An 18,151-nucleotide genomic window follows, 5' to 3' on the forward strand; every position below is an offset into this window, starting at 1 on the left:
CACGGAGTGAGGGCATGCGCTACGCCGTGGTGATTGAAAAAGCAGGCAACAATTTCTCTGCTTACGTTCCGGATTTGCCCGGCTGCATCGCGACCGGTGCCACTGTACCTGAGGTGGAACCCGAGATTCGCGACGCAATCCGCTTTCATATCGAGGGCTTGCGAGCCGATGGGCTGGATGTGCCCGAAAGTGTGAGCCTGGCGGAATATGTAGAGGCATAGAGCCCGGCAAATGGGTTCGCAGCGGGGCGCCGCTGCAAGTGCCGGAGTCCCGCTGTGGTGCGGAATGATTGATCATATAACCATCGAAGTGAGCGACTGCACTCTTCGTCGAGGGCACGGAATGGATCCTCGGGTCAAGCCCGAGGAGGACGAAGGCGCGGGGCGAGCCTCTTCGCTAAGGGAAAGGGTGAGCGGGTGGTTAGCGAAATCCTGAAATAGCCTCTGACAGCCGATCAGGCGGCGCAAAAGCGACTGAAACGGAGCCGACGGTTTAATCCGCGTCGGCCACCATCTGCCGGCCGCCGGCCCAGGCGCGCCATTGCCGTTCGTCGCCGTGAAAAACGTTGAGGTCGATGCGGCCGGTGACGCCATGCGATAGGCCGGAGCCGGAATATTGCCAGAACAGCCATTTGCGGCCGGGATAGACCTTTGAGGGGTGCTGCGCCACGGCGCGCAGCCAGAACGAATAATCGAGGAATTCGCCGCGAAGATTGTCGCGGTAGAAATCGGGCGCGGTGTAGATGATGGGCCGCTGGCCGTAATGGCGTTCAAGCTTGTCCATGAACACCCGCATCTTCTCCAGCACCTTTTCGCGCGACGGCCGCCGCTTGCAGCTGGATTCGCCATTCCATTCGACATCGATCACCGGCGGCAAGGCGCCCTCGACCCTGGGCACGTTGCGGATGAACCAGTCGGCCTGCTCGCCGGCGGTGCGGCACCAGTAGAAGAAGTGATAGGCGCCGCGCTTCAGCCCTGCGGCGTCGGCGTTGCGCCAATTCCTGGTGAACATCGGATCGAGATGGTCGCCGCCGTCGGTCGCTTTAATATAGGCGAAATTGGCGCCCTGGGCGCGCAGCTTCTCCCAGTTGACGTTGCCTTGCCAGCGCGACACGTCGACGCCATGCACGGCAAGGTGTCGCGGCGAAGAGCGGCCGAAATTGATCGGCTTGGCATCGCGAAAGCCGTAGCGCGTGACAGGCCCGGCCAGCATCGGCGGTGCCGCCCGTGACAAGAGCTTCGGCGGTGATACAAGCGCCGCCGGCTCGACGACCGGCGGCTCGACGCTGTCCGGCAGGTCGGGCGCCGGAAACGCCACCGTCTCTTCCTCCGCCAGGCCGTAAGGTCGGACATTCTCGTCCACCGGCATGGCTTCCGCCATCCTGCGTTCGGCTGCCATTCTCCGTTCGGCCTTGGTCACTGGGGCGGATGCGATCGGCGCGCTTGGTCGCACCACCGAGTTGGTGATCTCGTTCGACGGCTTCTGGATGTCCAGCGCGTCCATGCCGGATGTCGACGAGCAGCCGGCAAGGCACAGCGTTGCGATCACGAAACTGACGGCGCCTGGTAACCGCATCTGGACCTGTACTCAAACACAACAGACCGAAGGCAACGGCCGACGGACAAACCAGGTCTAGTTATGAACGAGAAATTACCAATAAAGATTGAATCAAGTTTTTAAGCATGTTGGGCACGGTTCCGAGTGTCGGCCGTGCGCGGTGACAAGCGCAATCTACGCCTGCCCATCCTATCGCCTGAAGACGCCGATCATCGGCCCCAGGTTCCAGTAGTCGTCATTGCGGCCGATGGCCGGCGCGAGCAGGCTCGATATCGACCCGTCGAGGAACAGCGCATTGTCGCAGCCGAGCCCGTCGCGAAACAGGCGTGCGAATGTATGGAATGTCACCGTGCCATTCGAAATGGCGAACACGGCGACACCGTCCTTTCGCACCCCGACACCGTCGCGCGTTTTGCGCGAGGTGCTGTCGGCCCGGAATTTCTGGTGCAATTTGCCGTTGATCACCAGCATCGGCCCGGACTGCGTGGCATAATCGGTGGGCGGACGCTTCTTTAGGAAATCCCTTGTCGCGCGGACCGCGGCCTTGCCGTCGCTGATGTAGAAAATACCATTGGGCTGGAGCGAAAAATTGCCTCTTCCCGACCCGACCTTCGCCGAGGCCAGTTCCTGCCCGCGCTCGACATACAGGCCGACCGGCGCGAGGTTTGGATGGTACATTCCGGCATTGATGGCGAACAGCATCGTGCGCCCGGCCCGCCGCTGGGCATCGTCGAGATTGTGCAGCGATTGATAGGGCTTGCCGGCCGGATCCTTCCAGAACAATTCGATCCGATATTGCCTGGGATCGACCTCGCAGACCAGGTAGCTGGTGGCCTCGAAGACGAGGTCGCGGCACGGCGGCAACGAGGCGAACCATTGGCCGACCCCCATGCCGATCGCCGCCGCCGACGGCAGCGCGGTCTTGATCAGCGCGAGCAGTAATGGCGCGGATTGGAGGACAGTCAAAAGATCCATGCGCGCACCGGATTGCCGGTTCCAACGAGCCGCCGCCAGCATTCGCCGGCACGACGCAAGAACGGTCCCAAGCGGGAATGGATCAAACGGCCAAGGTCGACATGCGGCTGCCGACGCAAGACATCGGCGACATCATTGAACAGAGCTGACGAGCCGCTCGTCGCCGCCAAGGATGGAAACCCAGCGACCGCTGTTGTCGCTCGCCTGTCTCTTCAGGTAGCGATAGCCTGTCTGGTTCCAGAGGCGAACCTTGTCGCTGAGATTGTCGAGGATGAAATCGCCCTTGTCGGTGCGCACCGTAAGCACGGCGTGGCCTTCGCCGTCGGGCTTGCGCACCACCGTCATCAGCAGATTGGCAATGGCAATGCCGGCGGCCTGGAGTTCGCGCTGCTTTTCAAGCGCGTAGTCTTCGCAGTCGCCAAACCCGTTATCGGGGTAGGCCCACCACTCATCCTTGCCGTAGTTGTCCATGTCGCTCATCGGCTTGACGCGGGTGTTGACCGAGAGATTTACGGCGGAAATTTCCCGCAACAGCTGGCCGGTCATGCTCTCCGGAGCGTTGGCGGGCGAGCGGATGGAGCATTCGGCAGAATGGACCTTGCAAAAATCATAGTGCCCGATCGGCTGGGAGGTTTGCCCGCCGATGGTCATGGAAAGCGGTCCCGCATTCGCCAAACCCGCGGCCGAACAAAAAGCCGTCAGCGCCAACGCAAACCCCAAACCCCTCGCCTTGCGGCGCCAACCCACCGAGGATGCCATACGGCCCCACCCATCTATTTTTGTTAACAGAACGTTAAAGATGGATTTTGCCTGGAGTCAATGAAGGCGGCCGATCACATCTTTGGCGATCGACGCATGCCCGACCGGGGTTGCGCCGAAGCAACACCGGCTCGCACATTCCTGGAGTTGCCTTTTAGTCCCTTGTTTGACGCCGGCGGAAAACCGCTGCGCGCTTTCCGGGATTGCTTCAGGCAAGCCATCCCATCGCCAGGCCTAGCAGCAAGGCGATGCCGAGCCCTCCGCGATAAATGACGAAAGGCCAGGCTGAGAAGCGTTCCAGCACGCGCATCAGGCCCCATATGGCGAAGAAGGCGGATAGCGAGGCGACGACCAGGCCGACCGCGAGGATCGACCAGCCATGGGCATCGAGATGGGCCTTGTGCAGTTCCCAGAGCTCCTTGAGACCGGCGAGTGCGATGGCCGGCAGCCCCAGCAGGAATGAAAAGCGCGCCGCTTCTTCCCGCTTAAAGCCGAGCCCCAGTGCTGCCGTCAAGGTCGAACCGGACCGCGAGACGCCCGGGATCAATGCGCCGATTTGGGCGATGCCGACGAGCAGCGCATCGGCCATGGATGCCTGGCCCATGGTGCGCGCATGGCGGGCACGGAGTTCGGCCAGCGCCAGCAGGAGTGCCATGACGATGCAGGCCCAGCCGATGACCCCGAGGCCGCGCAGCGGCGAATTGCAGGCGTTGAGAAGGCCAGACAGAGCCACGCCGGCGATGGCGATCGGGATCGTCGCCAGCACGATCCAGAGCGCCAGCCGGAAATGTCGGTCGGCGAAATCGCGCCGTTTCAAGGCACTGACCGAACCGGACAGGATGTCCCTGACATCGTTCCAGAAGTAGCTGATCACCGCGGCGAGGGCCGCAAGCTGCATGGCGGCGGAGAAAGCGGAGCCGGGATCCTGCCAGCCCAGCATCGCCGGGACGACGCGCATGTGGGCGGTCGAGGAAATCGGCAGCAGTTCGGTGATGCCTTGCACCAAGCCGAGAAATGCGACCTTGGCGTAGCCCAGGCCGACAAAGCCCATGTCCATGCCTTGCATGCAGCTGTCGGCCATGTCGAATTCCATGTCAGAGAGATCGGAGTTGCGCGGGGAACGACTGGGGCGATCGGCCCCTGGGCAAGCCATACCGCCATGGGACGGAAAATCAATTTACGGATTTGTGAACTGGCACCCGGGAATGGGCGTCAGCGAGTGCGGAAGGCGCGTTCGAATATCAACACCGCGCCGCCTCGGCGCGTTGGCAGCACCAGGCAGTGGCCAGACCGGCCCGGCGGGTCGGCCTGCAAAAACTGGAGGAAATCACGATGCGATCAGGGGCACAGCCAGAGTTTCTGGCACGCCCTGGCGATCACGTGCGCCGGCGGCACAACCGGCTCCTCGACGGAAGGCCGACGCGCCCGTTCGAGCAGCATGCGCACCTGTTCCGGGCGCACACGATCGCGCTCCATCACAAGCAGGACCATCGGATCGCTCAAAAGCTCGTCCAGGGTACTGATGCTGTCGTTCATCCGTCGTCTCCTCGAATGCCGGCCCGCACCGGTTAAATAGGGAGACAATGATGGCTCGCCAATGACGCTTTGCCGGCTTTCGCGTGACTGTTTCGGTTATTTCGTGACTGTTTCGATTAATTTTTGTCACGGTCACGTAATTTCACCCTTCTGTTGGCCCGCTTCATCCGGCACAGCTCATCGGTTTCGGCGCTCAAGCGCCGATCCACCTTCTTTCATAAGGCGGGAAGGGAGGCCGGAGGCCTCAGGCAGGCGGCGCGCCTTCGTGCTGCGGCAAGCCGTCATCGAGCACCACCCAGGGCTGCTTGGAGGCGGTCCAGATGTGCATCTGCGGCTTGAAGACGGACGGATCGTCGAGTGACCCGGTGGTGACGCCTATAATGCCGGCGGCATCGCGCCGCGAAAACATCGTCGTACCGCAGCTTGGGCAAAACCCGCGTTTAATATCCGGCGAGCTGTTCGCGGTCGCCAACGGCCCTTCGACCGTCACATCGTCGATGCGAAACAGCACACGCGCATTGAAGGCGGCGCCGATCGCCTTTTGACAAAGCCGACAATGGCAGATGCGTTCGTTGACGGGCTCGACGTCGGCGCGATAACGCACCGCCCCGCACAGGCATCCGCCCTGATAGTTAGCCATTGCCGTATCCATTCCCGAGAAGATTTGATGCGAGACTATCGAGGCCGGATATCGGGTCAATTCAAAAGCATTGATACGATCCCATCGACTGCAGCGATAAAACTGCCGGCCGCCTCAAGGGAGACCGCCGGCAGCCAATGCCGGCAAGCTATTCGGTTTCGCCGACCACCTCGTCCCAGCTCTTCACCTTGGTCTCGCCGTTGAGGAACGGCAGCGCGGCGGCCGTCAGCTCTGGAGCGAAGAAGACGTCGTAGTGGGTGCGGTTGGGCAGGATCGCCAAGCGGTTCCGTGACAGGTTTTCACGCATCCAGCCGGCGTCCTTCAAACCGCCGCCGAGCATCTGGTAGAACTTGATCTCGTGCTCGGGCTTGTACATGTCGCTGTCGCCGTAGGCCAGCATGACCGGCATCTTCAGCTTGGGAACATCGGCCGAGTAGTCGTAGTTCTGGCGCATGAAGTTGCCGAGCGTATCGAGCAGCTTCGGGAACTCCTCGGGATGCGGCGCCACGGCGACGTAGGATTTGTACATCGGCGTGTCCTTCATGAAATCGGCCGCTGCCGCGCTCACTTGCGCCTGCTGCGGGCGCATCTCGTCATAGAAACCGTCGGCGGCATAGCCGGTCGAGACCAGCACAAGCCGGCGCACCGTTTCGGGGTGCTGGACGGCCATCCGGAAGGCGACACCGCCGCCCAGCGAATAACCCATGACGTCGACCTCGCCGTAACCAAGCCGTTTGACGATATCAGCCATGTCGTCGCCCATCGCCTCCAGCGTGAACGGCCGGTCGCCAAGCGCGGTGCGGCCATGGCCTTGCAGGTCGACGGTGATGACAGTGCGATGCTCGGCAAGCTTCGGCAGGATGGGGGCGAACATGTCCGCTGTGCCGAGACCGCCATGCAGCAGAAGCAGCGGCTCACCCTTGCCGTAGACGGCATAATAGTAATTCAGGCCGTTGATCGGCAGCAGGCCGGATTTTTCAGGCTTCGGCGGTGTCTTCGCTTCGGTCATCATGGCAGATTTTACCTCGTTTGCGTTGGCGATGCCCGGACAGGCGAGAAGCGCCGTGGCCGAAGCAAGAATGGCGAAAAGCAGGGCTTTGGACATATCGATCTCCTCCAGTCTGTCCGTGTGTCGGTGCGTTCTTGAGCTGGCTGGTGCATCGGCCCCAACCTGGGCGAAAACCGATCGAGAATATTGGTCTGACCGGCTTCCGTCCCAAGGACGAACCAGCGAAATGCAAACCGACATCATCAAGGAGAAATTCCGGGGCTTTCCCGTGGATGGGGATCAACGGCGAAATCGAGGACGCGTCAGTGGCGCTTGGCTTGCACCAGATAGGCATCAATCTCGGTCTCGCCGAGCCACTTGGCCGCTTCCAGCCGATGCAGGCCTTCTACCAGGATATGACGCTTGCCGTCGTGACGGACCTGGATCGGCATCTTCATGCCATTTTCCAGAATGTCCTCAGCGAGATGACGGACCGTCTCGGGATGCAGCGTCTTCTTACGCGCCGTCGGCACGTAGATGTCGTCGACCTTGACCTTCTGCACTCTGAGCATGTCGACCCCCGGGGCGGAACGCCGCCTTGTCCTGAGATAGTCGCTTTGTTGACGAGGGCCAAGGGCATGGCGACGAATAGGGCGGAGGCAACCGGGTTTGTCTGCCGCCGCGCAGTCGATATTGCGTATCAGCCTTTGTAGATACGGTCCTCGAACGGCGTCTCGGCAATCAACGCCTGCAGCCCTGACAGCAACGCCTTCTCGGCGCGGTTCATCGCCTTGTCCGGATTGACCAGCAGGAAGATATCGATGGCCGGCGGCGCATCATAGGGCGGCAGCCGCCACAGCGCGCCGTCGGCCACATCGCGCCGCGCCACATGCAGCGGCAGCGGGCCGATGCCGAGCCCGGCGACGATCATGCGCCGCACCTCCTCCAGGCTGGACGAAACGCCCACGACATCGGCGTTCAGCCGTGCTTCGCTACGCAACAGTGCGACCGGCCGCAGCGCATCCGAAATATGGTCGGTCTGGAACGATACTGACGGCTCGTCGCGGAGATCGGCGAGCGTCAGTCCGGTTTGCCCATAGAGCCTGTGCCGCGGCCCGCAAAAGAAGCCGAAGAACTCGCGATAGACCATGTCGTATTGCAGCGCCGGATCGCGCTGGCTGACCAGGCAGACGCCAAACGAAGCACGGCGCTCCCTCACCTGCTTGGCCACTTCGGTGCTTGCCGCGACCGAAATGGTGATGCTGGCGCGCGGATAGTTGCGGTGGAATTCCGACAGCGCCCGATCGAACAGCGGCGAGACCACATGGCTGGCGGTCGCGATCATGACGTGGCCGGTGACATCGTCGCTGATGCCGCGCATCAAGAGCGGCAGCTGCGATATGGTGCCGAACACCTCGATGCTCTGCTCGTAGAGAAGCCGTCCAACCTCGGTGAGCTCGAAGCGCGTCGCATCGCGTTCGACCAGCCGCCGGCCGACCCGGTCTTCCAGCCGCCGCAGCGCATTGCTGACGCTTGGCTGCTTGAGGTTCAGCCTCTCGGCGGCACGCGTTATGCTCTTCACCTCCGCGATGACGACGAATGTCCGCAAAAGGTTCCAGTCCAGATCCCAGACCAGCCGTTCGGGGCGCGGCAATGCCATTCCTGATATCTATGCTCCCTATTTCCATTATCTATTTGCGCAATGCTACCGCAAAGGCAATCATTGCCGTCAGGAGTGCGCCCCAACGCCTCCCAAGAACAAGCCTTCGCGCTCCATCCAGAGGACAGGTTTCAAATGAACAAGGTATTTTCCGGCATTGCCGTCGCGGCGCTGCTGTTTGCGTCTTCCTTCGCTAACGTCTCGGCCAGGGCCGATGACCTCGAGAAGGTCAAGGCGGCGGACGAATTGAAGATTTCCATGAGCGGGCAGTATCCCCCCTTCAACTTCGTCAACGACCAGAACGAGGTCGTCGGCTTCGACGCCGATATCGGCAAGGCCATCGCCGAGCGTATCGGCGTCAAGGGCACCATCATCACGACCGCCTGGGACGGCATCATCGCCGGCCTGCTCGCCAACAAATACGACACCGTGGTCGGCTCGATGACGATCACGCCGGAGCGTGAGAAGGTGGTCGATTTCGTCGGCCCCTACTATCACGCCGGCCGTGCGGTTTTCGTCAACCAGGATTCCAAGGTGCAGAGCCTCGACGAACTCAAGGGCAAGACCCTTGGCGTGACGCTCGGCGAAACACATGAGAAATGGGCGCGCCAACAGGGCGGCTGGGACATCCGCACCTATAAGGGGCTGCCGGAATTGCTGCTTGAGCTGAAGGCGGGCCGCGTCGACGCCATCGTCGTCGACAACATTCCGGTCATGGTCGCCGTCAAGGAGACCGGCGAGAAGGTACGCAAGCTCGACACGCCGGGTATCGAAGGCGGCAGCGTCGCCATCGGCATCGCCATCCGCAAGGACAATCCCGAGCTCAAGGCCGCCATGCAGAAGGCGCTGGACGGCATGATGGCCGATGGTACCTACGAGAAGATATCGATGCACTGGGTCGGCAGCGACATCCGCTAACTTCGCCAGGCTTCGGCGGTCCAGGCCGCCTGAAGCCGAAAGCCACTGCGCCGGGCCATTCCATGGATTTCTCCTTGATGCAGCGCGTCTTCCCGTTCTTCGTGGAAGCCGCCTTGGTGACGCTGGAACTGACAGCGCTGGCCCTGGTTCTGGGGCTGGCCGTGGCAGCACTGGCCGCGACCGCAAGAATGTCGAGATCGGCGGTCCTGCGGGCCATCGGCACGCTCTATGTGAGCCTGTTCCGTGGCACACCGTGCCTGATCCAGCTCTTCGTGCTCTATTTCGGCGGTCCGCAGATCGGCATCAATCTGGATCCGTTCGCGGCCGGCGTGATCGGCCTCGGCCTCAACATCGGCGCCTATATGGCGGAGTCAATCCGAGGCGCGGTGGTTGCGGTCGACCGGGGCCAGACGGAGGCGGCCCGCACAATCGGATTCGGCCGGTTCCAGACCTTGCGCAAGGTCGTGCTGCCGCAAGCCGCCCGGCTGATGATCCGCCCGCTTGGCGTCAACACGGTCGCGCTGTTGAAAGGCTCGGCCCTGGTGTCCACCATCTCGGTCGTGGAATTGACCTACACCGCGCAGCGCTTCATCGGCTCCACCTACAAGCCGTTCGAAATCTTCGGCGTCGCGGCCCTGCTCTACATGATCATGGTCTATGCCGTCGCCCGCATAGTCGACATGCTCGACAAACGCTTCGCGATCGTCTGAGGCAGAACACGATGCAAGGCCTGGATTTCACAGTCATCGCGCCCTACTGGGATCTTCTGCTGACCGGCGCCTGGTGGACATCAGTGCTGACGGTCTCGGCGGGAGCGCTCAGCTTCGTCGGCGGCATCTTCTTTGCCGTGATCGTACTTTACGCGCCGGCAATCCTGGCCTACCCCGTACGCGCCTTCATGTGGGTATTCATGGGCACGCCGCTGCTATTGCAGCTCTTCCTGATCTATTTTGGCCTGGTGCAGGTCGGCATCGACATCCCTGCGCTTGCGGCCGGCATTGTCGGCCTTGGACTGCATTTTGCCGTCTACAATGCCGATGTCATCCGCGCGGGCATCGTGGCCGTCGATGTCGGCCAGACGGAAGGCGCGCGCAGCATCGGCTTCGGCAAGTGGCAGACGCTGCGCCACGTCGTGATACCGCAAGCCATCCGCAACACGGCGCCACCGATCGGCAGCAATTTGATCGCGCTGTTGAAGGAATCCTCCATCGTCTCGGTCATCGGCATTGCCGAACTGGTTCACTCGGCGCAACTGGCGATCAGCGAAACGTTTCGCCCTTTCGAATTCTACATCACTGCCGCCGCGCTCTACTACATTCTCAACCTCGTGCTCGAAGCGGCCCTGCATCGGTTCGAAAGACATGTGGAGGTTTCCCGATGAGCACGCAGCGGCCAATGGTCGAGGTCCGCGGCGCACGCAAATCGTTTGGCGCCGTCGAGGTCCTCAGAGGTATCGACCTGTCGGTCGAACGTGGGCAGATCGTCGCCATCATCGGCCCGAGCGGCTCCGGCAAGAGCACGCTGCTGCGTTCCATCAACCATCTCGAGGGTTTGAACAGCGGTGAGGTCTGGCTGGACGGCCTGCAAGTGAACCAGAAGCTGCATGGCCAGGCGTTCGAAAGGCACATCAACAAGGTGCGCCAGCAGATGGGCATGGTGTTCCAGCACTTTAACCTGTTCCCGCATTTGACCGTGATCGAGAACATCACGATGGGGCCGGTGATCCTGAAAAGCATGCCGAAAGCCGAAGCTCGTGCGCTGGCGCTTGAACTGTTGTCCAAGGTCGGGCTCTCCGACAAGATCGACGCCTATCCCTCGCGTCTTTCGGGCGGGCAGAAGCAGCGTGTGGCGATTGCCCGCGCGCTGGCCATGCAGCCCAAGGTGATGCTGTTCGACGAGGCCACCTCGGCGCTCGATCCGGAGCTGGTCGATGAGGTCAACGCGGTGATGAAGCAGCTTGCCGCCGAGCACATGACCATGCTCATCGTAACGCACGAAATGCGCTTTGCCGGCGAAGTGGCCGACAGGGTGCTGTTCATGGATGGCGGCGTGGTAGTGGAAGAAGGCCCGCCGGGCGACATCTTCCGCGCCCCGCAAAAGGAACGCACCCGCACTTTCCTCAAAAAATACCTTTCCGCCTGAGTACGACGATGACCAGATTGACCACTGAATTCCCCGATTTCGGACTGACGCCGGAGCAGCGCCGGCACGCGGTGCGCGGCCACTATTATGAGTGGCCGGGCATGGATGGCGAGCGCGGCGAAATCTGGTGCTACAGCGACCGCTTTTCCTACCGCGCCGGCGAGACAGTGACGCTGCATGTCAGCTCGACGGCTCCGTCCTTCAGCATGACGATCGTCCGCGACGGCGGCACCGAGACAAAGGTGTTCGAGAAGTCCGGCATTGCGGCGCGTTGGCAGGAAAGTCCAGACCAGTGCTCGGCCGAAGGCTGCGGCTGGGAAGCCTCGTTCGAATTCAGCGTCGGCAGCGACTGGCCGTCCGGCGCTTACCGGGTGACGCTGACTGCTGAAGGCCGCGACGGCAAGCCGATCCAATCCCATCATCTTTTCATCGTCGCGCCCCTGCCCGGCAAGAAGCCAGGCCGTGTGCTGCAGGTGGCGGCGACAGGCACCTGGCTCGCCTACAACACCTGGGGCGGCTCCAATCACTACCAGGGCATCACCGGGCCGGACCGTAACGAATATTCTCCGATCGTCTCGACGCAGCGCCCCTGGTGCCGCGGCTTCGTCGTGCTCCCCAAGGAGGCGCCGCGTGTGCCGCTGGAGGTCGCGGTGCCGCCGAAGACAGTGCCGCGCTATCCACACATGGAATGGGCGCTCGCCACCGGCCATTCGAAGAAATACGCATCGTCGGGCTGGGCGAGCTATGACAGCCACTTCTTCCGCTTCGCCGAACGGGCGGGCTACGCCGTCGATCTCGCCAGCCAGCACGATCTGCATTTCTCGCCCGACATTCTCGATGGCTACGACTGCGCCGTCTTTGTCGGCCATGACGAGTACTGGACCTGGGAAATGCGCGATGCGGTCGACAGCTACGTCGAACGTGGCGGCCATGCGGCGCGCTTCGCCGGCAACTTCATGTGGCAGACGCGGCTGGAGGATGAAGGCCGGCGGCAGGTCTGCTACAAATACCGCGCCCGAGCCGAGGACCCCGCCTATCGCGGCGGCGACGTCACCCGCGCCACCAATTCCTGGGAGGCGCCCGAGATCGGCCGGCCGGGTTCGGCGACCTTCGGGCTCAACGCCACACGCGGCCTCTATGCCGGATGGGGCGGCTGCGCGCCACGCGGCGTGCGCGGCTTTCCCGTGTATCGGCCCGAGCACTGGGCCTTTGCCGGAACCGGCATCTACTATGGCGACCTGCTTGGCGCCGACAGCCATGTCTATGGCTATGAGGTCGACGGGCTGGATTTCGAAATCCGCGGCGGCCTTCCCTACCCGACCGCGACCAGCGGCGCACCGGACGGCTTGCAGGTTCTCGCCGTCGGCATGGCCAGCCAGGTCGAGGAAAGCGGCGATATCCCGATCGAGGATCAGTTTCTCACCGACGAGGATGGTCGCTTCAGCGCCGAGACGCTGTTCGGCGATCGGAGCGACGCCAATCTGGAAAAAGTCAAACGCGGCAACGGCATGATCGTCAATTTCCCGCGCGGCAAGGGCGAGGTCTTCCACGCCGGAAGCTGCGAATGGGTCGCCGGCCTGCTGAGGCAGGACCCGATGGTCGAACGCGTTACCCAAAATGTCCTCGATCGTTATCTCGGAAAGTCCTGACATGTCGAAAGCCCAGACCGCCGCCCCGGACATTGACGCCCGGCGCCAATCGCATCTGTTCTACCTCTCCAGCCTGCGCCGGCCGCTGATCGACCGTGCCGAGGGCATTTATATGTGGACGCAGGACGGCCGCCGTTTCATCGACGGATCGAGCGGCCCGATGGTCGCCAATATCGGTCATTCCAACCGCAATGTGCTCGACGCCATGAAGCGGCAGATGGACCGCGCCACCTTCGCCTACCGGCTGCATTTCGAGAACGAACCGGCAGAAGAGCTGGCGCGTGAGCTGGCCGGCAAGCTGCCCGAAGGCATGGATCGCATCTTCTTCGTCTCAGGCGGCTCGGAAGCGACCGAATCCTGCATCAAGCTGGCGCGGCAGTGGGCGGTGGCCACCGGCCAGGCCAGCCGCTGGAAGGTGATCACGCGCTTCCCCTCCTATCACGGCGGCACGCTGGGTTCACTGTCGATCACCGGCGACGACGCGCTGGCCGAGACCTTCACGCCAATGATGCGGGTGATGCCGACCGTGCCGGCACCGGCGGCCTGGCGCGACCGCGACAATCTCTCGATGGAACAGCGCGGTCTCCGCTATGCCGACATGCTGGAGGAGAAGATCCTGGCCGAGGGGCCGGAGAGCGTGGTCGCCTTCATCATGGAACCGATCGGCGGCGCGGCGACAGCGGCGCTTGTCGCGCCGGACAGTTATTATGGGCGCATCCGCGAAATCTGCGACCGCTACGGCATCCTGCTCATCCATGACGAAGTGATGAGCGGCGCCGGCCGCACGGGAAAATTCCTCGGCGGCGACCATTGGAACTGCAAGCCGGACATCGTCGCACTGTCAAAAGGCCTGGGATCGGGTTACGCGCCGCTCGGCGCGCTGGCGGCGCCGATGCGGCTGGTGCAGCCGCTGCTCGCCTCCGGCGGCTTCCAGCACGGCCACACCTATGCCGGCAATCCGCTCGCCTGTGCCGCAGGGCTGGCGGTGCTCGGCGAAATGGACCGGCTCGACCTGATCGCCAATGCGGCCGCCATGGGCGATGTGCTGATGGAGGGATTGCGGGAGCTAGCCAAGCGCTTCCCGTTCATCGCCGACGTGCGCGGCAAGGGCCTGCTCACCGGTGCCGAGATGGTTGCCGACCCCGAAACGCTGCGGCCGATAGACCAGGGCAAAAAGGCCACGCAGCGCCTCCTCGACCTCGCCTATGAGCGCGGGCTGATCATCTATGGCCGCAAGGTCAAGGGCGGTGTCGACGGCGACAATTTCATGGTCGCACCACCGATGATCGTCACCAGCGAGCAGGTCGGCGAGATCATCTCCATCATCGGCGACTCGCTCGAAGTCCTGGCTGCCGAGCTCGACCTTCCGGTCGAAGGCCGGGGATAAAACAATGGCGCTGAGAAAGGTCATCATCACCTGCGCCGTCACCGGCTCGGTGCATACACCGTCCATGTCGCCTTATCTGCCGGTAACGCCGGACCAGATCGCGGCGGATGCCATCGCCGCGGCCGAGGCCGGCGCCTCGATCCTGCACTTGCATGCCCGCGACCCAAAAGACGGACGGCCTACGGCCGATCCGGACGTGTTCATGCAGTTCCTGCCGCGCATCAAGCAGGCGACGTCGGCGGTGATCAACATCACAACCGGCGGCTCCTCCCTGATGACGCTGGACCAGCGGCTGGCGGCACCTTTGCGGGCCGAGCCCGAAATGTGTTCGCTCAACATGGGCTCGATGAATTTCGCGCTGTTCCCGATGCTCGACAAGCCAAGGGAATGGCAACACGAATGGGAACCGAAGCTGCTGGAAGCCACACGCGACACGATCTTCAAGAATACCTTCGCCGATATGGAGGGCGTTCTCGAGAGACTGGGCAAGGGCTGCGGCACGCGTTTCGAATTCGAGTGCTACGATGTCGGCCATCTCTATTCGCTCGCGCATTTCCGCGACCGTGGGCTGGTGTCGGGGCCGCTGTTCATCCAATTCGTGCTGGGCATTCTTGGCGGCATCGGCGCCGACCCGGACAATCTCATCCACATGAAGCGCATCGCCGACAAGCTGTTCGGCGACAGCTACCAGTTCTCGGTGCTGGCCGCAGGCCGCCACCAGATGCCGCTGATCTCGATCGCCGCGGCGATGGGCGGCAATGTCCGTGTCGGGCTCGAAGACAGTCTCTACGACGGCCGCCAGCTGGCGAAATCCAATGCCGATCAGGTGCGCCGTATCCGTGGCATTCTCAATGGACTGTCGCTGGAGGTTGCCACCCCGGCCGAAGCACGCGACATGCTGGCGCTGAAGGGTGGCGACAGGGTAGCGTTTTAATGCGACTGGCTTGAGATGATAGCGCTCCGTCACACCCCCTTCTGGCCTGCCGGCCATCTCCGAGATCGGATGTGTTTTCCGCCTTTGCTAATTTTCGATGTTGCAGAATGGGCGGCAGCGCCAAAGCTGCCAATGTCCCCCCTTGCGGGGGAGATGTCCGGCAGGACAGAGGGGGGTGCCTTGGCTCCCTGCCTGCCATGACAACCCCGGAAAAAATCCTCCTCCGCCCCGGACGAATCGAAGACGTCGAAACCATCCATGCCGCAATTCTGAAGCTCGGCACCCATATCGGCGCGCCCGAAGAAATCGTCTCAACGCCAGACGATCTCAGGACCTGGGGCTTTGGCGAAAGACCTGCCTTCTCGACCCTGATCGCCGAAGTCGATGGCGAATTCGCCGGACTGTGCCTCTATTTCCCGATCTTCTCGACCTGGATGGGGCGGCCCGGCGTCTATGTGCAGGACCTCTATGTCGAGGACCGGTTTCGCGGTCGCAGGATCGGCGAGCGCCTGCTGCGGCGCGTCGCGGCCGAGTGCCGCAAGCAAGGCGGCGCTTATCTCAGATTGTCCGTCGATACCGACAATGAGAGCGCAAAGGCCTTTTATGAAAGGCTGGGCATCGCCTGGTCGAGCTACGAGCAGACGCAGAAGATCATCGGCGACGCTTTCTTCGCCTTTGTCGACGCGCCGGAGGAAAAAGAATGAAAGCCTTCTACGCGCAGGAGCAGAAGCGCCACGACCCCAAGGCTTTCCTTTCCAGCGGCGCCCCGCAGCCCAATCCCGAAAAGCCGGAGCGCGTCGAGAGATTGTTAGCAGGCGCAAAATCGGCCGGCTGCACGATCGAGCGGCCGCGCAATCACGGACTTGGTCCGGTCGCGGCGGTGCACACGCCCGAATATCTCGATTTCCTGGAGCATATCTACACGCGTTGGCAACGCATTGAGGGTGCCTCGGCTGAAGTGATCCCCAACATTCACCCGATCGCGCGCAACGGCTCCTATCCGGCCTCCGCGGTCGGCCAGGCTGGGTACCACATGGCCGACACGGCCTGCCCGATCTCTGGCGAGACCTGGCAAAGCGCGCTGTGGAGCGCCTGGAGCGCGGTCGAGGCGGCGGAAGCGGTGATGGCGGGCGCGCCGGCCACCTATGCGCTTTGCCGCCCCCCCGGTCACCATGCGTTCGCCGACGTCGCCGGCGGCTTCTGCTTCATCAACAATTCGGCCGTCGCAGCACAGGTACTGCGCCGCCAAGCGGCACGGGTTGCGATCCTCGATGTCGATCTGCATCACGGCAACGGCACGCAAGGCATCTTCTATGCGCGGCCCGACGTGCTCACCGTGTCGCTGCATGCCGACCCGGTGCGCTTCTATCCGTTCTTCTGGGGACATGCCGACGAGCGCGGCGAAGGCCCCGGTCTCGGCTATAATTTCAACCTGCCCTTGCCACGCAAATCCGCCGACGCGGCGTTTCTGGAAGCGCTTGAGGTGGCGTTCCAGCGCATCCGCGCCTTCGCGCCCGACGCGCTGGTCGTGGCGCTCGGGCTCGACGCGTTCGAGGGTGATCCGTTCGGCGGGCTTTCGGTGACGACGCCAGGTTTCTCGCGCATCGGCGAAGCCATCGCCAAGCTCGGCCTGCCGACGGCAATCGTCCAGGAAGGCGGCTATCTCTGCGACGAACTCTGTGACAACCTCACCGCTTTCCTGACCGGGTTCGGCACCAAGGCACGCTGACAGGTCGAGCTGCGCCTGAGACCTCCATCGGCCAGAGCGAGAGCGGGAAATTTTCCACGCAATGTTTCGATCGGAAAATCCACCATCGTCTCCATCCCGCTGTTATTCCCAGACAATTCAACTTCCGAGTCGATCAAGGACAGGGATTGCCGACCCGCTGATGAATGGCGTCCACTGCCTTCTGCATCTCTTCGGTCCAGACAACCTCCACTGAAGACAGCGCCATTTCCAGCTGCGAAATGGTCGTGGCACCAATGATGTTCGAGGTGACAAAGGGCCGGCTCGATACATAGGCGTTGGCGAACAGCGCCGGCTCCAGGCCGAAGGAGCGCGCCAGCTCGTTGTATTCAAGCTGCGCCTCGGCGGCATTGGGGGTCTCGTAACGCTGGCCGCGGTTGAAGAGCTGCGAGCGCGACCCCTGCGGGCGCGCGCCGTGATCGTATTTGCCCGAGAGATAGCCCTGCGCGAGCGGCGAATAGGCAAGCAGCGAGACCTCTTCGCGATCGCAGACTTCGGCGAGGTTCACCTCGAAGGTCCGGTTGACCAGATTATAGGCGTTCTGGATCGAGGCGACCCGTGGACCAATAGCTTTGTCAGCCTCTGCAATGAAGCGCATGACGCCCCAGGAACTCTCGTTGGACAGGCCGAAATGGCGGATCTTTCCGGCCTTCACCAGGTCATCGAAGACGGCAAGCGTCTCCGCGATCGGCGTTTCTCCGGTCGGCGCCCCGACGGAATCAGCGCGGCGCGCCACGGCCCCGACGCGCGTCGGATTGGCGCCCCAGGGTATGTCCCGCTCCGGCCAGTGGATCTGGTAGAGATCGACATAGTCCGTGCCGAGCCTGGCCAGGGACTTGTCGACGGCATCGAAGATATCGGCGCGCACCAGCTGCGACGGCCTGTCGCCGCGAAACCAGCTGTTTGCGGTGCGACCGACGACCTTGGAGGCGAGTATCACCTTGTCGCGGTTGCCCTTTGCCTTCATCCAGCTGCCGATGATCTTCTCGGTCCGCCCTTGCGTCTCCGCCTTGGGCGGGATCGGGTAGAGCTCGGCAGTGTCGATGAAATTCACCCCGCGCGAAAAGGCCAGGTCCATCTGGGCGTGGCCGTCGGCTTCGGTGTTCTGCTGGCCCCAAGTCATCGAACCGAGGCAGATCTGGGTGACAAGAAGATCGGTCCGACCGAGACGGCGTTTGTGCATGGAAGTGTGCTCCGGCGGGAAAAATTTGCGCGGCTGCGCGGGGAAGGAAGTTTCATCCTACAAGAAAGCAGAGGCG

At 62.7% G+C, this 18,151-nt stretch carries 20 protein-coding genes; 10 read left to right on the forward strand and 10 right to left on the reverse strand.

Annotation, left to right across the window (positions count from 1 at the left end; genetic code table 11):
• The first annotated feature begins 14 nt into the window (after positions 1–14).
• Positions 15–221, forward strand: coding sequence for a type II toxin-antitoxin system HicB family antitoxin (locus FJ946_RS24060; RefSeq protein ID WP_140493747.1), 207 nt, complete (start codon positions 15–17; stop codon positions 219–221).
• A gap of 271 nt (positions 222–492) precedes the next feature.
• Here the strand turns inward: FJ946_RS24060 and FJ946_RS24065 are convergent, their stop codons facing one another.
• From FJ946_RS24065 to FJ946_RS24105, 9 genes are all read right to left on the reverse strand, one after another.
• The gene (locus FJ946_RS24065) at positions 493–1,575 is read right to left on the reverse strand and encodes a GH25 family lysozyme (RefSeq protein WP_140564653.1); all 1,083 of its coding nucleotides are present in this window, start codon (positions 1,573–1,575) and stop codon (positions 493–495) included.
• A 171-nt stretch (positions 1,576–1,746) separates the two neighbouring features.
• Positions 1,747–2,532, reverse strand: a complete 786-nt coding sequence (locus FJ946_RS24070; RefSeq protein ID WP_140564655.1) for a phosphodiester glycosidase family protein — start codon at positions 2,530–2,532, stop codon at positions 1,747–1,749.
• A gap of 132 nt (positions 2,533–2,664) precedes the next feature.
• Positions 2,665–3,291 (reverse strand): transglutaminase-like cysteine peptidase, encoded by a 627-nt coding sequence (locus FJ946_RS24075; protein WP_140547555.1) that lies wholly within the window; start codon positions 3,289–3,291, stop codon positions 2,665–2,667.
• Positions 3,292–3,499: 208 nt separating this feature from the next.
• Positions 3,500–4,372 carry an undecaprenyl-diphosphate phosphatase gene (locus tag FJ946_RS24080; RefSeq protein ID WP_140564657.1) on the reverse strand — a complete coding sequence of 291 codons (873 nt, stop codon included), beginning with the start codon at positions 4,370–4,372 and terminating at the stop codon, positions 3,500–3,502.
• A 257-nt stretch (positions 4,373–4,629) separates the two neighbouring features.
• Positions 4,630–4,827: a hypothetical protein gene (locus FJ946_RS24085; RefSeq protein ID WP_140493757.1), complete on the reverse strand. Its 198-nt coding sequence runs from the start codon at positions 4,825–4,827 to the stop codon at positions 4,630–4,632.
• A gap of 244 nt (positions 4,828–5,071) precedes the next feature.
• Entirely contained in the window at positions 5,072–5,467 is a 396-nt protein-coding gene (locus tag FJ946_RS24090; RefSeq protein WP_140564659.1) for a GFA family protein, read from the reverse strand.
• A gap of 148 nt (positions 5,468–5,615) precedes the next feature.
• Positions 5,616–6,572 carry an alpha/beta hydrolase gene (locus tag FJ946_RS24095; RefSeq protein ID WP_140564660.1) on the reverse strand — a complete coding sequence of 319 codons (957 nt, stop codon included), beginning with the start codon at positions 6,570–6,572 and terminating at the stop codon, positions 5,616–5,618.
• A gap of 206 nt (positions 6,573–6,778) precedes the next feature.
• Positions 6,779–7,027 (reverse strand): ParB N-terminal domain-containing protein, encoded by a 249-nt coding sequence (locus FJ946_RS24100; RefSeq protein WP_006206067.1) that lies wholly within the window; start codon positions 7,025–7,027, stop codon positions 6,779–6,781.
• Positions 7,028–7,155: 128 nt separating this feature from the next.
• Positions 7,156–8,115 (reverse strand): LysR family transcriptional regulator, encoded by a 960-nt coding sequence (locus FJ946_RS24105; RefSeq protein WP_140564662.1) that lies wholly within the window; start codon positions 8,113–8,115, stop codon positions 7,156–7,158.
• Positions 8,116–8,250: 135 nt separating this feature from the next.
• Between FJ946_RS24105 and FJ946_RS24110 the strand changes: the two genes are divergently transcribed.
• The 9 genes from FJ946_RS24110 to FJ946_RS24155 all read left to right on the forward strand — a co-directional run bounded on the left by FJ946_RS24110 (position 8,251) and on the right by FJ946_RS24155 (position 16,874).
• Complete coding sequence (locus FJ946_RS24110; RefSeq protein WP_140564664.1) at positions 8,251–9,033, forward strand: ABC transporter substrate-binding protein; 783 nt, start codon at positions 8,251–8,253, stop codon at positions 9,031–9,033.
• A 62-nt stretch (positions 9,034–9,095) separates the two neighbouring features.
• Positions 9,096–9,743: an amino acid ABC transporter permease gene (locus FJ946_RS24115; RefSeq protein WP_140564666.1), complete on the forward strand. Its 648-nt coding sequence runs from the start codon at positions 9,096–9,098 to the stop codon at positions 9,741–9,743.
• A gap of 11 nt (positions 9,744–9,754) precedes the next feature.
• The gene (locus FJ946_RS24120) at positions 9,755–10,414 is read left to right on the forward strand and encodes an amino acid ABC transporter permease (RefSeq protein ID WP_140561000.1); all 660 of its coding nucleotides are present in this window, start codon (positions 9,755–9,757) and stop codon (positions 10,412–10,414) included.
• The gene (locus FJ946_RS24125; protein WP_140560999.1) at positions 10,411–11,175 is read left to right on the forward strand and encodes an amino acid ABC transporter ATP-binding protein; all 765 of its coding nucleotides are present in this window, start codon (positions 10,411–10,413) and stop codon (positions 11,173–11,175) included. The genes FJ946_RS24120 and FJ946_RS24125 overlap by 4 nt, the downstream gene beginning before the upstream one ends.
• An 8-nt stretch (positions 11,176–11,183) precedes the next feature.
• The gene (locus tag FJ946_RS24130) at positions 11,184–12,824 is read left to right on the forward strand and encodes a N,N-dimethylformamidase beta subunit family domain-containing protein (RefSeq protein ID WP_140564668.1); all 1,641 of its coding nucleotides are present in this window, start codon (positions 11,184–11,186) and stop codon (positions 12,822–12,824) included.
• Position 12,825: 1 nt separating this feature from the next.
• Positions 12,826–14,211, forward strand: a complete 1,386-nt coding sequence (locus FJ946_RS24135; RefSeq protein ID WP_140564670.1) for an aspartate aminotransferase family protein — start codon at positions 12,826–12,828, stop codon at positions 14,209–14,211.
• Positions 14,212–14,215: 4 nt separating this feature from the next.
• Positions 14,216–15,145: a 3-keto-5-aminohexanoate cleavage protein gene (locus FJ946_RS24140; RefSeq protein ID WP_140564671.1), complete on the forward strand. Its 930-nt coding sequence runs from the start codon at positions 14,216–14,218 to the stop codon at positions 15,143–15,145.
• A gap of 197 nt (positions 15,146–15,342) precedes the next feature.
• A complete protein-coding gene (locus tag FJ946_RS24150; protein ID WP_140564673.1) occupies positions 15,343–15,849 on the forward strand; it encodes a GNAT family N-acetyltransferase in 507 nt (168 codons plus the stop codon).
• Positions 15,846–16,874, forward strand: coding sequence for a histone deacetylase family protein (locus tag FJ946_RS24155; RefSeq protein WP_140564675.1), 1,029 nt, complete (start codon positions 15,846–15,848; stop codon positions 16,872–16,874). The genes FJ946_RS24150 and FJ946_RS24155 overlap by 4 nt, the downstream gene beginning before the upstream one ends.
• Before the next feature lie 133 nt (positions 16,875–17,007).
• Here the strand turns inward: FJ946_RS24155 and FJ946_RS24165 are convergent, their stop codons facing one another.
• Positions 17,008–18,075, reverse strand: a complete 1,068-nt coding sequence (locus tag FJ946_RS24165) for an aldo/keto reductase (RefSeq protein WP_140517684.1) — start codon at positions 18,073–18,075, stop codon at positions 17,008–17,010.
• Positions 18,076–18,151 lie beyond the last annotated feature (76 nt).

Origin of the sequence: Mesorhizobium sp. B2-4-7, assembly GCF_006442685.1 — a bacterium.
Taxonomy (GTDB): Bacteria; Pseudomonadota; Alphaproteobacteria; order Rhizobiales; family Rhizobiaceae; genus Mesorhizobium.

What these genes read in the sequence shown, in the direction of transcription:
- FJ946_RS24060 (WP_140493747.1), top strand. Translation starts at nt 15, where the DNA reads ATGCGCTACGCCGTGGTGATTGAAAAAGCAGGCAACAATTTCTCTGCT.
- FJ946_RS24065 (WP_140564653.1), bottom strand. Translation starts at nt 1,575, where the DNA reads ATGCGGTTACCAGGCGCCGTCAGTTTCGTGATCGCAACGCTGTGCCTT.
- FJ946_RS24070 (WP_140564655.1), bottom strand. Translation starts at nt 2,532, where the DNA reads ATGGATCTTTTGACTGTCCTCCAATCCGCGCCATTACTGCTCGCGCTG.
- FJ946_RS24075 (WP_140547555.1), bottom strand. Translation starts at nt 3,291, where the DNA reads ATGGCATCCTCGGTGGGTTGGCGCCGCAAGGCGAGGGGTTTGGGGTTT.
- FJ946_RS24080 (WP_140564657.1), bottom strand. Translation starts at nt 4,372, where the DNA reads ATGGCCGACAGCTGCATGCAAGGCATGGACATGGGCTTTGTCGGCCTG.
- FJ946_RS24085 (WP_140493757.1), bottom strand. Translation starts at nt 4,827, where the DNA reads ATGAACGACAGCATCAGTACCCTGGACGAGCTTTTGAGCGATCCGATG.
- FJ946_RS24090 (WP_140564659.1), bottom strand. Translation starts at nt 5,467, where the DNA reads ATGGCTAACTATCAGGGCGGATGCCTGTGCGGGGCGGTGCGTTATCGC.
- FJ946_RS24095 (WP_140564660.1), bottom strand. Translation starts at nt 6,572, where the DNA reads ATGTCCAAAGCCCTGCTTTTCGCCATTCTTGCTTCGGCCACGGCGCTT.
- FJ946_RS24100 (WP_006206067.1), bottom strand. Translation starts at nt 7,027, where the DNA reads ATGCTCAGAGTGCAGAAGGTCAAGGTCGACGACATCTACGTGCCGACG.
- FJ946_RS24105 (WP_140564662.1), bottom strand. Translation starts at nt 8,115, where the DNA reads ATGGCATTGCCGCGCCCCGAACGGCTGGTCTGGGATCTGGACTGGAAC.
- FJ946_RS24110 (WP_140564664.1), top strand. Translation starts at nt 8,251, where the DNA reads ATGAACAAGGTATTTTCCGGCATTGCCGTCGCGGCGCTGCTGTTTGCG.
- FJ946_RS24115 (WP_140564666.1), top strand. Translation starts at nt 9,096, where the DNA reads ATGGATTTCTCCTTGATGCAGCGCGTCTTCCCGTTCTTCGTGGAAGCC.
- FJ946_RS24120 (WP_140561000.1), top strand. Translation starts at nt 9,755, where the DNA reads ATGCAAGGCCTGGATTTCACAGTCATCGCGCCCTACTGGGATCTTCTG.
- FJ946_RS24125 (WP_140560999.1), top strand. Translation starts at nt 10,411, where the DNA reads ATGAGCACGCAGCGGCCAATGGTCGAGGTCCGCGGCGCACGCAAATCG.
- FJ946_RS24130 (WP_140564668.1), top strand. Translation starts at nt 11,184, where the DNA reads ATGACCAGATTGACCACTGAATTCCCCGATTTCGGACTGACGCCGGAG.
- FJ946_RS24135 (WP_140564670.1), top strand. Translation starts at nt 12,826, where the DNA reads ATGTCGAAAGCCCAGACCGCCGCCCCGGACATTGACGCCCGGCGCCAA.
- FJ946_RS24140 (WP_140564671.1), top strand. Translation starts at nt 14,216, where the DNA reads ATGGCGCTGAGAAAGGTCATCATCACCTGCGCCGTCACCGGCTCGGTG.
- FJ946_RS24150 (WP_140564673.1), top strand. Translation starts at nt 15,343, where the DNA reads ATGACAACCCCGGAAAAAATCCTCCTCCGCCCCGGACGAATCGAAGAC.
- FJ946_RS24155 (WP_140564675.1), top strand. Translation starts at nt 15,846, where the DNA reads ATGAAAGCCTTCTACGCGCAGGAGCAGAAGCGCCACGACCCCAAGGCT.
- FJ946_RS24165 (WP_140517684.1), bottom strand. Translation starts at nt 18,075, where the DNA reads ATGCACAAACGCCGTCTCGGTCGGACCGATCTTCTTGTCACCCAGATC.